We start from the raw sequence: 11,390 nt of genomic DNA, 5'->3' as shown, positions 1-11,390 counted from the left end.
CAACGCTCCGCTACAACGACTCGTGCTCGACACAGTCAATGGACGCGATGGTCGTCAGGCCTCCAAGCGTGAGTCATCGATCCAGGCGCGTCGGCCGACTCCGTCGCGACCGAGCTCACGGGGTCTTGATCGGATCTTCATCGGCTCCGGCTCGAGACTTCACACTGGGGGTGGAGTGTGGTCGGTGCCTACGCGTGTGTCGGCGCCGGGCAGGGGCGAAGCGAGTCTCGCCTTGATAGGTCGTCTCGTGTGCGGTCGCTGAGGCGCACCGTCCGAAATCTGAGGAGTCACGTGAGCAAGCGCGCGAAGCAGGCAACTGATCGTGCAGTCCTGGTGAACGCCATGCGCACCGAGCAGAAGCGTCAGGAACGACGCAGGACGGCGCTAGTCACGGCCGTAGTGGTCGTCCTCGTCCTGGTGCTGGGCGGTGTCACGGCGGCCGTGCTCGTCCGGCAGCAGGCACGCAACTCAGAGCTCGCTGCAGCCGCGAGCGCGCCCATCGCGGGCGTGACCGAGTACCCGAACCTGGCGCGCGACCACGTGGTGGGGGCCGTGACCTACCCCCAGACGCCGCCCGTGGGCGGCGACCACGCGGAGACCCTGACGAACTGCGGCGTCTACACGACGCCGGTGAAGAACGAGCAGGCCGTGCACTCCCTCGAGCATGGCGCGGTCTGGGTGACGTACAGCCCCGACCTGCCCGCGGACCAGGTGGCGATCCTTGCCGGCGTCGTCGGCAAGAACTCGTACGGCCTGCTCAGTCCGTTCCCGGGGCTGAGCTCACCGGTGGTGGCGAGCGCGTGGGGCTTGCAGCTGACCATGAGCAGCGCATCCGATCCTCGGCTGCCGGCGTTCGTCGCGAAGTACGCGAATGGCCCCCAGACGCCGGAGCCCGGCGCGGCGTGCTCCGGTGGTGTCGGCGCCAGCTGACGCTGCAGGGCAGCAGTCGGCGTGCTCGTCCGTCAGAGCCATTACGTGGCACCTGGATGGTGCCGGTGTCGACCAGCGCAGGGTCGCCTGCGCCCCGTCCTGTTCGGCTCCGCGCTGGACGTTGCGGCGCACCTGGCGCACAACCTGTTCCACCTGGTGACCGAATTCGGGCCGGTGCACTCCACCCTGGCCGCCCCTGTTCGGCGGCACCCCTAGCCGTGTCGACCGGTCGAGGCGTCCTACCGAATCCGCTCGATTCGTATAGTCTATTGATCCATTGAATACGAGATCGGGTGGTGGCGTGGAGGGCAGGGAGTTCAAGGACGCGGTGTTCGAGCAGTTCGCGCGCGTGGCGTCAGCGTTCGCCAGCCCGAAGCGGCTCGAGGTCGTCGATCTGCTCGCGCAGGGACCGCGCTCGGTGGAGTCGATCGCCGCGCAGACGTCGATGACGGTCGCGAACACGTCTCGCCACCTGCAGGTTCTGCGGAACGCGGGGTTGGTGACCTCCTCGCGTGACGCGCAGCGCGTGGTGTATCGGGTGGCCGACCCCACCGTCCTTGATGCCTACCGGTCGTTGCGGCAGGTCGCCGAGTCGCGTATCGCCGAGGTGCGATACCTCGCGGAGGCCTTCTTCGGCGAGGTCGACGGCGTGGAGCCCCTCGACATCGCCCAGCTGCTCGAGCGCCGCACGCACGGTGACGTCGTCGTGGTCGACGTGCGTCCGCCGGAGGAGTATGCGGCGGGGCACATCGCCGGTGCGTTGAGCATGCCGCTGGCAGACCTCGCCGGACGGATCTCCGAGCTTCCGGAAGGGTCGACGGTCGTCGCGTGCTGCCGTGGTCCGTACTGCGTGCTGTCCGCAGCTGCGGTTCGCCGGCTGCGTGCCGTCGGCGTCCCGGCGCAACGCCTGGACGCCGGTGTCGACGAGTGGCGACGGGCGGGCCAGCCCATCGAGATCGGCGCGGCTTCGTGACCGCGCTGCCGTGTGCCGGTCGCCGACGCCGAGGTTCCCACCCCACAGATTCCACAGTTGCCCACCCCACCACCAGGAGAGACCTGTGAACGTTCTGATGATCATCAATGGTGCGGCCTACGGTGCCGACGTCACCTACAACGCGGTGCGCCTGGCTGCGGCGTTGGCCAAGCGCGATGAGGTGACGGTGCGGGTCTTCCTGATGGGCGACGGCGTCACCGTCGCGATGAAGAACCAGAAGACTCCGGACGGCTACTACAGGCTCGACCGCATGATCTCGATCGTGCCGCGCAACGGCGGGCAGATCCTGTGCTGCGGTACCTGCATGGATGCCCGCGGCATCAGCGAGGACCTGCTGATGGAGCACGCCAGCCGGTCCACGATGGAGGATCTCGCGACCCTGACCCTGGCGGCAGACAAGGTGCTGGTGTTCTGATGGCCGGCGCACCGACTGGGCAGACGATCCTGGTGCTGGGCGGTGGCATCGGCGGGGTTGTCACGGCGAACCGGCTGCGACGCAAGCTGGATCGTCGCCACCGTGTCGTGCTGGTCGATCGTGACCCGACCTTCAGCTTCGCTGCGTCCTACCTGTGGGTCATGACTGGTAAGCGCACCCCACGGCAGGTCACCCGCCCGCTGCAGGGGCTGACGCGGCGCGGCATCGAGGTCGTCATCGGCGACATCGAGTCGATTGAGCCCCGTTCTCGCACCGCCACTGTCGACGGGCGCGAGCTGACGGCGGACCATCTGGTGATTGCACTTGGAGCCGAGCAGGTGCCGCAGATCATTCCTGGCATGGTCGAGGCGGGGGAGACGTTTGCCACGCTGCCAGGCGCGCGCAGGCTCGGGATCGAGCTCGACGCGATCGACCACGGTCGGATCCTGGTGGTGACCGCGGGTCCCGTCTATCGCTGCCCGGCGGCTCCGTACGAGGCTGCCTTCCTCATCGACGCGCATCTGCGCAGCCGCGGCGTCCGGGACCGCGTCGAGGTCGCGGTGCACGCGGCGGAACCGATGCCGATGGGTGTCGCTGGAGCGAACGTCGCCGAAGCGGTCAAGGGTCTCTTGGCAGCCAGGGGGATCTCGTACCGGCCCAACCACCAGATCGCGTCGGCCGACACTGGTCAGGCGGTGTTCTATGACGGCCAGACAGAGGCGTTCGACCTGCTGGCGTACATGCCTCCGATCGCTGCACCGGCCGTGATCGCGCGCTCGGCTCTCGCCGGCCCGGGCGGGTGGATCGAGGTCGATCGCGAGACGCTGTGGACCGGGTATGAGAACGTCTACGCCATCGGAGACAACGTGCAGATGCTCTTGGGCATCGGCAAGCCGCTGCCGCGGGCGGGCATCTTCGCGCACAGCCAGGGCAAAGTGGTTGCCGACGCGATCGTCTCGAGCATCACGGGCAGGCCGTCCACAGCACGGTTCGACGCGCGCGGCGGGTGCTTCATCGAGGTCGGCGACGGACGCGCCGGGTACGGGTCGGGCGACTTCTACGCCGAACCGTCTCCCTCGATCCGGGTCCGCCCGCCGGCCCGCCGGTGGCACCTGGGCAAGGTCGCCTTCGAGCAGGAGGTGATGCGCCGATGGCTGTGACCGCGTGCCCGGGGACGACATGAGCAGCACGCCCGGCGAGCAGGGCGTGCACCAGCTCGACGGCGGAGCCCTCGGGTGCGCACGGCTGCTCTTGCTGTTGCGTGACTTTGCTGCTGGACTCCCGGACGAGGCCGTCATCCACCTGACGACGACGGACCCTGTGGCACCGATCGACCTGCCCGCCTGGTGCCGGCTGACCGGACATACCTACCTCGGAGCCGTGCCGGGTCCAGGCAGGCCGACGTATGCAGTCCAGATCACCGCAACCCCACTTCCCACCCGCACCGACGCACCATGGAAGGTCGTCCGATGACCGCATCGCCCAGCCGGGCGACCACTGCGCCGCAGCTGCCGGAGGGCCTGCGCGGGGGCCCGATCTACCTGGACCACAACGCCACGACCCCGGTGGACCCCCGTGTGGTCGAGGCGATGCTGCCGTACCTGACGACGCATTTCGGCAACCCCTCGAGCGCCCACGGCTACGGCCGGGTGCCGCACGCGGCTCTCGACACGGCACGGGCGCGGATCGCCGCGCTCATCGACGCGCGTGCCGACGAGGTGGTGCCCATGGGCAGCGGGTCCGAGGCAGACGCCACGGCCATCCGGGGCACGGTGGCCGCTGCCCGCCGGTCCGGGGTCACCCGCCCGCACGTCATCACCCAGTCGACGGAGCATCCGGCGGTGCTGTCCGCGTGCGGCTATGCAGAACGCCACCACGGTGCCGAGATCACGGTGATCGGCGTCGATCACGACGGCCTGGTCGACCCGGCCGAGCTCGCGGCCGCGATGCGTCCGGAGACCGTCCTGGTCTCCGTCATGCATGCCAACAACGAGACCGGTGTCATCCAGCCCATCGCCGAGCTCGCACGAGTCGCGCATGATCACGGTGCGATGTTCCACACCGACGCCGCTCAGAGCGTGGGCAAGATCCCCGTCGATGTCGCGCTGCTCGGCGTCGACCTGCTGACGGTCGTCGGGCACAAGATGTACGCGCCCAAGGGCATCGCTGCCCTGTACGTGCGGTCCGGCGTCGACCTCGAGCCTCTCGTCGGTGGCGGCGGGCAGGAGAGCGGCCGACGGGCCGGGACTGAGAACGTCGCCGGCGCCGTCGCGCTCGGCACCGCGGCCGACCTGGCTCGTGCCGAGCTGGCAGCAGGCTCGCCCATCCGTCTTGAGGCGCTGCGAGACCAGCTCGAGCACGAGCTGGAGATGCGCCTCCCGGGTCAGGTCGAGCTGAACGGCGCACGGGCACCGCGACTGCCGCAGACCCTCAATGTCAGCATCCACGGCGTCGAGGGCCACGTCGTCCTCGAGTCGTGCACTGCGGTGGCCGCATCGACCGGGTCAGCGTGCCACTCGGGGGACTACGAGCCGTCCCCGGTGCTCAGCGCGATGGGCATGAGTCGCGAGCGCGGGCTCTCCGCCCTGCGGCTCACGCTGGGCAGGTGGACGACGGAGAGTGACGTGACCGCGTCGGCGGACGCGCTCGCCCGAGCAGTCCAGGAGAACTGAGGCGGCGCGTGATGCCGGCACACCCACGACGCCGAGCACCCGCACGAGCACTACCCCGACGCGCGGCACCGCCACCCGCACTGACTCAGCGCTCACGTAGTTCGGCGAGCGCGTTGACATCGGCACGATGGCGCCCGAGTGCCGCCCGATCTTTGCGGGAACTTCATCGTTCCTCGGGGGCTTCCTCGTATCGAGGCGAGACGCTGGTGGCATACCGAAGTCACGTACACGAGCGAAGGAGACGGACATGATGGGTTGGTATGGAGGCGGCATGGGTGGCGGCGCGTGGATCTTCATGGGGCTGTTCTGGATCATCTTGATCGCAGCGATCATCTGGCTGCTGGTCCGGCTGCTCCCGTCGAGCTCGCACTCGGGTGCGACGACGACACCGCCGCACGAGGTGTCGGGCAAGGACTCGCCGCTGGACATTCTCGACCGTAGGTTCGCCGCCGGTGAGATCGACCTCGCGACCTACCAGGCGCAGCGCGCGGCGCTGATCGCCGCCCGTGGTAGCCGATGATGGCGACGACGGTCAGGCGGGGCTGGCTGATCGCGGCACTGACCGTCGCGGTCGCGGTCTTGCTCGGCTCCGTGCTGGCGGCCTCGGCGTGGGCCGGTGCCTTCGGTCCTGGCGCCGCGGCCACCACCAGGACCCGGCTCGGCGCTGCCGGTTCCGGTTTCCTCTCCGGCACATCTCAGGCAGTTCCGGATCTGCCAGGAGCTGTCGTGAATGTATCCCTGACCAGCATGGGGGGACCCATGATGGGCGGCCCCACGATGGGCGGCCCCATGATGGGCGGCCCCATGATGGGCGGCCGCAACCACATGGGCGGCGGTGTCATGCGGCTGAGCGTTGACCGAATAACCGTGCCCGCGGGGAGCGTGTCCTTCGTGGCCACGAACTTCGGCAACATCGAGCACGAGCTGGTCATCCTCCCGCTGGGTGACAACCAGAGGGCGGGCACGCGCCCGATCGGTGCCGACTCCAAGATAGACGAGGAGGCCAGCCTCGGAGAGGCTTCCGCGAGCGGTGCCGCAGGTGCTGGCGACGGTATCCGGCCGGGTTCCTCAGGTTGGGTCACGCTCACTCTGGCGCCCGGGCGCTATGAACTGGTCTGCAACCTTCCAGGTCACTACGGCGCAGGGATGTCTACCGAGCTGACCGTCTCCTGACGTCGTCGCCCAGTGCTGTTGAGCCAGGTAGGGCAAGGCGAGGGTCCCGGGGAGCGCTGCACTCGCGGCTAGAGATTCGACGATGCGGGAGAGGCTTCGAGCATGGCGACACGTGAGGGGTCCACGTCTGACGCGGGCCCCTCGCCGGTGCCGCGCGTCAGGGCGCTGGTGGTCGATGACGAGCCTGCGTTGGTCCGCGTAGTGGCTGCGTATCTCGAGCGCGAAGGCTTCGACGTCGCCACCGCCGCCGAGGGGAATGAAGCGCTCCGCCTCGCGCGCGAGTTCACGCCGGACGTCGTCGTGCTCGACTGGATGATGCCGGGGATCGACGGGATCGAGGTCTGCCGTCAGCTGCGCACGTTCAGTGACGCGTACGTCATCATGCTCACCGCGCGCACCGAGGAGATCGACACCCTTGTCGGGCTGTCAGTCGGGGCCGACGACTACATGTCCAAACCCTTCTCCGCGCGGGTGCTCGTCGCCAGGATCCGCTCGATGATGCGCCGGCCCCGGACCGCGACCGCCGTCGCAGGGACAGCCGCGCCCGCAGACGCTGAACCGCTGCGCCGATTCGGAGACCTGGCGATCGACCCCGAGGCCCGCGAGGTGTGGCTTGGCGACCAGCTGGTTGCTCTGACGCCCATCGAGTTCGATCTCTTGGAGGCCCTGTCCTCCCGTCCCGGCATGGCGTTCAGTCGAGCCCGACTGATCGAGCGGGTCTGGGGACCGAACTGGTTCGGCGAGGATCGAATCGTGGACATCCACCTCGGACACGTCCGCCACAAGCTGGGCGACGACGTCGCCGCACCTCGGTACGTCCGCACGGTGCGCGGCGTCGGCTACCGGATCGGACTCGGATGAAGACCCCACGTCGCAGGCGCGCCCCCCTCGGCTTCGTGTGGCGCCTCGCGGCGTCCCTCGCGCTCGTCGTGCTCTCTGGCGGCGCGACCCTCCTCGGCGTCGCACTGGTCATCGCGCCTGCGATCTTTCAGTCGCACCTGCGGATGGCCATGGGATCCGGGATCGAACCGGGCGTGCAGACCCACGTCAACGAGGCGTTCGCCAATGCCGTCTTCGTCTCGCTGGGCGTCGCCATGCCGGTCGCCACTCTGACCGCGGCCGTGGTCACGTGGATCGTGGCTCGACGCCTGGCAGGATCTGTGGCCGCCGTCGCGGTGGCAGCCGACCGGATCGCCCGAGGAAACTTGGATGCCCGTGTCGAGGCGCCAGCGATCGGCCCTGAGTTCACCCAGCTCGCCGACTCCTTCAACGCGATGGCCGCCCGCCTGGCCGAGACCGAGACCACGCGCCGTCGCCTGATCGGTGACCTCGCCCACGAGCTGCGCACGCCACTGGCATCGCTCGACGCGACAGTCGAGGCCGTCGTGGACGGCGTCTTGCCCGCCGACGATGCCACGATGGCCACGTTGAGAGAGCAGACGCTACGACTCCAGCACCTCGTGGCCGACATGGGCGCCGTCTCACGAGCCGAAGAACGCCAGCTCGACCTGCACCCCCAACCCGTCGACCTCGCGGCGCTCGCTACAGAAGCAGTAGCAGCGGCCCGCGCCCGCTACACCGCCGCTGGAAGGCGGCTGGACATCAAGGTCGCCGGAAGAGCGCCGATCGTCCTGGTCGACCGCCAACGCCTCGCAGAAACCCTCGCGAACCTGCTCGATAACGCCCTGCGCCACACACCCGCCGGTGGCACGGTGCGCGTGGTCGTCGACGCAGAGCCCACCGGCGCCACGCTGAAGGTCATCGACACGGGCGAAGGCTTCGACCCTTCGAACGCCGAACGGCTCTTCGAGAGGTTCTACCGTGCCGACACGTCCCGAACTCGCACCACGGCGGGCAGCGGCATCGGCCTGACCATCGCGCGTGCGATTGTCCAAGCCCATGGTGGAACCCTGACCGCCTCGAGCAAGGGCCCAGGAACTGGCGCTACCTTCCGGATCCACTTCCCCACGCACTCAACGGGCCGGTATCGCGAGCACCGACGGGCAACTCCTCCCTGACGGCGAGACCTCAGGCCAGCGAGGGCAGCCACCCGCATGGCGGCCAGTCTGACCGTGGCGCAGGCTCGCCACGACGCGACCGGGATTCCACGGTGATCGACGGTGGGTGCCCCCGCGGAGCTCGAGGTGAGATGCGCGTCAAGCCGCAGACCCTTGACCGCTACCGCGGCATCATCAACCACTCGATCGTCCCGGCGTTGAGGGGAGCTGCGTGTGCGGGAGCTGTCGGTGTCGGTGACGGACCGCTTCCTCAAGGCCTACGCCGCTAGGAGCCCTGCACAGGCACAGTCCGTCAAGCAGGTGCTCGGTCAGATCATGGGGTTGGCGGTTCGCCACGACGCGATCGCGATCAACCCGGTCCGCAATGTCGGCCGCCTGCGCACGACGAAGAGGACCATCCGCGCGCTCGACCAGGCCGAGCTCGAAGCGGTACGGGTGGCAGTCCGCGCCTGGAGGGCGGGAGAAGGCGCCGATGGCCGCCGGCCGCTCGGCCCGCGGCCGAACGGCGATCTGGCCGACATTATCGACGTCGCCCTGGGGACGGGTCTGCGGATCAACGAGGTCCTGGCGATCCGATGGTGCGACGTGGACCTGGACGGTCCACGGCCGACACTCACGGTGACGGGAACGTTGGTGCAGCTCAAGGACGCGGGCATCGTCCGCCAGGACTCTACGAAATCGGCGGCCGGCCTGCGGACACTGTTCCTGCCCGGCTTCGCCGTCGACGTTCTGCGCCGCCGGCGAGCGAAGGCTCCGGCGAACGGCCTCGATGCGGTGTTTGCGACGCGCAACGGGACCTGGGTCTCGGCCCACAACGTGCGCCGACAGTGGCGGGCCATTCGAGACGAGGCGGGCCTGGACTGGGTCACGCCCCACGCCTTCCGCAAGACGGTCGCCACGATCATCGAGCGCGAGTTCACCTCCAAGGGCGCAGCCGCGCAGCTCGGCCACGCCTCCGAGGCCATCACCGAGAACTACTACGTCGTGAAGAACCTCGAGGCCCCGGACTTCACGCGCGTCTTGGACAGGCTCGGCCCGCAGGGCACGACGCACGGATGACCACGCTCTGCTGCGTGTGATCCCAGTCCCCAAGCTCGGTGCGAGGCAGCCTCGCCGCGCGGCGGCGGTGCCACAGTGCCCGGACTTCGCCTCGCCGGGCGCCCACACCGCCCGAGCATCCGTGGTCAGCCGGGATGGTTTTCGGTGAGTAAGCGGTGACCGGGTCGAGTTTCCGACGCTGGTTGGCTCATCAGCCACAGCAAACCTGCAGGTCAGAGCAGTTGAATGGTGCCCCGAGTGGGATTCGAACCGTCTTTCCGTGCCGTGGGGGTGCTGAACCGGGCGCCTTCGCGTTCCCGGATTATGCCTCTGAACTGGTGATACGCCTGGAACCTTGTGGCATGGTGATGAACGACGCGTATGGCGTCCTATTCCACGTTATTCCACGACGCTGGGCGGAGGTGGGGCATGCGCAGACGCTCCGGCTTCGGCGGTGTCGAGCGACTGGGCTCGGGTCGCTACCGCGTCGGCTACGAACAAGAGCGGGAACTACACCGCCTCATGGGACGGCACCGAGCGCAGACAGGTCCTGAGACATCGACCGACATCGAAATCGGTGCCTTCCGTGGTCAGGCGTGCGTTCTCGCGTCTTCAAGCAGTCGCGTCTTAGCGGGTGTCTTGCTTGGACTCCTGTGCAGCGGGCATCTGTTCCATCCAGTCCGCTGTTGCGACGTATCGCGCGTACCGCACCTCGTAGTGGTCTACCGAGTCAGCATCAGGCGTGAAGACAACCCGTCCGGGTTCGAGAAGAGGGGTGGCGTCCCGTGAGGTGGTGTAGTTCTCGATCTTCTTCGTCGTGGTGACCACGACGGAGAAGGCCATCGTGCGATGGTCGGTGAGACCGGACTAGGGAACTCACGGAAGGACATCGCACGATGGCTATGGACCAGTCTGCCCTGCTCGACCTGCTCGCCGCATTGAAGGACACCGACGTCAGCGACCGGATCCGGACCGCGACCGAGCACCTGTATCAAGAGCTGATCGACGCCGAGGCGACCGCGGTGATCGGCGCCGGCCCCTGGCAGCGCACGCAGGCCCGCACGGCGTTGCGCAACGGGTCGCGGGACCGGGTGTTGACGACCACGGCCGGGGACCTGGACCTGCGGATCCCCAAGCTGCGCACCGGGTCGTTCTTCCCGTCCTTGCTCGAGCGGCGCCGCCGGGTCGACCAGGCACTGTTCGCGGTCGTGATGGAGGCCTACCTGCACGGGGTCAGCACCAGGAAGGTCGACGACCTGGTCAGGGCCCTGGGGGCCGACACCGGGATCTCCAAGAGTGAGGTCTCCCGGATCTGCGCGGGCCTGGACGAGGAGGTCTCGGCGTTCCGTGACCGGTCCCTGGCCGACGCGGGGTTCCCCTACGTGTTCCTGGACGCGACGTACTGCAAGGCCAGGGTCGGGCGCCGGGTGGTGTCCCAGGCCGTGGTCATCGCCACCGGGGTCCGCGCCGACGGGCACCGTGAGGTCCTCGGCTTCGACGTCGGAGACTCCGAGAACGGCGCCTTCTGGACCAGCTTCCTGCGCTCGCTCAAGGCCCGCGGGCTGGGCGGTGTGGCGCTGGTCATCTCCGACGCCCACGAGGGCCTGAAGACCGCGATCGCCTCGGTCCTGCTCGGCTCGTCCTGGCAACGCTGCCGGGTCCACTTCACCCGCAACGTCCTCGACGCGGTGTCCAAGACGAACGCCGAGATGGTCGCCGCCGCGATCCGCACGATCTTCGCCCAACCCGACGCCGCCCACGTCGCCGAGCAGTTCGAAGTCATCGCGACCATGCTGACCCGCTCCCACCCGAAGGTCGGGCACATGCTCACCGACGCCCGCGAGGACCTGCTCGCCTTCACCGCGTTCCCCGCCAGCCACTGGAAGAAGATCTGGTCGACCAACCCCCTGGAACGACTGAACAAGGAGGTCAAACGCCGCACCGACGTCGTGGGGGTCTTCCCCAACCCCGCCGCCCTGCTGCGCCTGGCCGGCGCCGTCCTGGTCGAGGCCCACGACGAATGGGCCGCCACCGACCGCCGCTACCTATCCGAGAACTCCATGGCCCAACTCGCCACCATGACCCTGACGACCCAGGAGGTGGACCACACCGAACTCCTCACGGCATGATCTGAGCACTGACCCGCACGG

At 68.6% G+C, this 11,390-nt stretch carries 13 protein-coding genes; 12 read left to right on the top strand and 1 reads right to left on the bottom strand.

All coding sequences use genetic code 11. The annotated features are described in order from the left end of the window. Positions 1-291 precede the first annotated feature (291 nt). The 11 genes from DDP54_RS15995 to DDP54_RS15945 all read left to right on the top strand — a co-directional run bounded on the left by DDP54_RS15995 (position 292) and on the right by DDP54_RS15945 (position 9,261). Positions 292-930 (top strand): DUF3105 domain-containing protein, encoded by a 639-nt coding sequence (locus DDP54_RS15995; protein WP_242448530.1) that lies wholly within the window; start codon positions 292-294, stop codon positions 928-930. A gap of 301 nt (positions 931-1,231) precedes the next feature. Then, positions 1,232-1,903 carry a metalloregulator ArsR/SmtB family transcription factor gene (locus DDP54_RS15990; protein ID WP_109132998.1) on the top strand — a complete coding sequence of 224 codons (672 nt, stop codon included), beginning with the start codon at positions 1,232-1,234 and terminating at the stop codon, positions 1,901-1,903. A gap of 85 nt (positions 1,904-1,988) precedes the next feature. Next, positions 1,989-2,339 (top strand): DsrE family protein, encoded by a 351-nt coding sequence (locus DDP54_RS15985; protein WP_109132997.1) that lies wholly within the window; start codon positions 1,989-1,991, stop codon positions 2,337-2,339. After that, complete coding sequence (locus DDP54_RS15980) at positions 2,339-3,499, top strand: FAD/NAD(P)-binding oxidoreductase (RefSeq protein WP_109132996.1); 1,161 nt, start codon at positions 2,339-2,341, stop codon at positions 3,497-3,499. Before DDP54_RS15985 ends, DDP54_RS15980 begins: the two co-directional genes overlap by 1 nt. A gap of 19 nt (positions 3,500-3,518) precedes the next feature. Next, positions 3,519-3,812, top strand: a complete 294-nt coding sequence (locus DDP54_RS15975; protein WP_109132995.1) for a sulfurtransferase tusA — start codon at positions 3,519-3,521, stop codon at positions 3,810-3,812. After that, entirely contained in the window at positions 3,809-5,011 is a 1,203-nt protein-coding gene (locus tag DDP54_RS15970; protein ID WP_109132994.1) for a cysteine desulfurase family protein, read from the top strand. Before DDP54_RS15975 ends, DDP54_RS15970 begins: the two co-directional genes overlap by 4 nt. A 247-nt stretch (positions 5,012-5,258) precedes the next feature. Next, positions 5,259-5,531, top strand: a complete 273-nt coding sequence (locus DDP54_RS15965; protein ID WP_109132993.1) for an SHOCT domain-containing protein — start codon at positions 5,259-5,261, stop codon at positions 5,529-5,531. Then, positions 5,531-6,184 (top strand): sulfocyanin-like copper-binding protein, encoded by a 654-nt coding sequence (locus DDP54_RS15960; RefSeq protein ID WP_109133141.1) that lies wholly within the window; start codon positions 5,531-5,533, stop codon positions 6,182-6,184. The genes DDP54_RS15965 and DDP54_RS15960 overlap by 1 nt, the downstream gene beginning before the upstream one ends. A 102-nt stretch (positions 6,185-6,286) precedes the next feature. Beyond that, complete coding sequence (locus DDP54_RS15955; protein ID WP_109132992.1) at positions 6,287-7,045, top strand: response regulator transcription factor; 759 nt, start codon at positions 6,287-6,289, stop codon at positions 7,043-7,045. Then, positions 7,042-8,202, top strand: coding sequence for an ATP-binding protein (locus DDP54_RS15950; RefSeq protein ID WP_109132991.1), 1,161 nt, complete (start codon positions 7,042-7,044; stop codon positions 8,200-8,202). The genes DDP54_RS15955 and DDP54_RS15950 overlap by 4 nt, the downstream gene beginning before the upstream one ends. A gap of 213 nt (positions 8,203-8,415) precedes the next feature. After that, a complete protein-coding gene (locus DDP54_RS15945; protein ID WP_109132990.1) occupies positions 8,416-9,261 on the top strand; it encodes a site-specific integrase in 846 nt (281 codons plus the stop codon). Between the two features lie 606 nt (positions 9,262-9,867). Here DDP54_RS15945 and DDP54_RS15940 read toward each other — a convergent pair. Beyond that, on the bottom strand, positions 9,868-10,083 hold the full coding sequence (locus tag DDP54_RS15940) for a hypothetical protein (protein WP_109132989.1): 216 nt from the start codon (positions 10,081-10,083) through the stop codon (positions 9,868-9,870). Positions 10,084-10,136: 53 nt separating this feature from the next. On the opposite strand from DDP54_RS15940, the gene DDP54_RS15935 reads away from it, so the two are divergent. Next, entirely contained in the window at positions 10,137-11,369 is a 1,233-nt protein-coding gene (locus tag DDP54_RS15935; protein WP_109130386.1) for an IS256 family transposase, read from the top strand. Positions 11,370-11,390: the final 21 nt, after the last annotated feature.

This window comes from Cellulomonas sp. WB94, from assembly GCF_003115775.1.
Lineage (GTDB): Bacteria > Actinomycetota > Actinomycetes > Actinomycetales > Cellulomonadaceae > Cellulomonas_A.
This window is presented reverse-complemented; position numbering and strand designations above follow the sequence as displayed.

Coding starts and splice junctions, on each gene's coding strand:
- DDP54_RS15980 (WP_109132996.1), top strand. CDS start 2,339: ATGGCCGGCGCACCGACTGGGCAGACGATCCTGGTGCTGGGCGGTGGC.
- DDP54_RS15975 (WP_109132995.1), top strand. CDS start 3,519: ATGAGCAGCACGCCCGGCGAGCAGGGCGTGCACCAGCTCGACGGCGGA.
- DDP54_RS15970 (WP_109132994.1), top strand. CDS start 3,809: ATGACCGCATCGCCCAGCCGGGCGACCACTGCGCCGCAGCTGCCGGAG.
- DDP54_RS15965 (WP_109132993.1), top strand. CDS start 5,259: ATGATGGGTTGGTATGGAGGCGGCATGGGTGGCGGCGCGTGGATCTTC.
- DDP54_RS15960 (WP_109133141.1), top strand. CDS start 5,531: ATGGCGACGACGGTCAGGCGGGGCTGGCTGATCGCGGCACTGACCGTC.
- DDP54_RS15955 (WP_109132992.1), top strand. CDS start 6,287: ATGGCGACACGTGAGGGGTCCACGTCTGACGCGGGCCCCTCGCCGGTG.
- DDP54_RS15950 (WP_109132991.1), top strand. CDS start 7,042: ATGAAGACCCCACGTCGCAGGCGCGCCCCCCTCGGCTTCGTGTGGCGC.
- DDP54_RS15940 (WP_109132989.1), bottom strand. CDS start 10,083: ATGGCCTTCTCCGTCGTGGTCACCACGACGAAGAAGATCGAGAACTAC.
- DDP54_RS15935 (WP_109130386.1), top strand. CDS start 10,137: ATGGCTATGGACCAGTCTGCCCTGCTCGACCTGCTCGCCGCATTGAAG.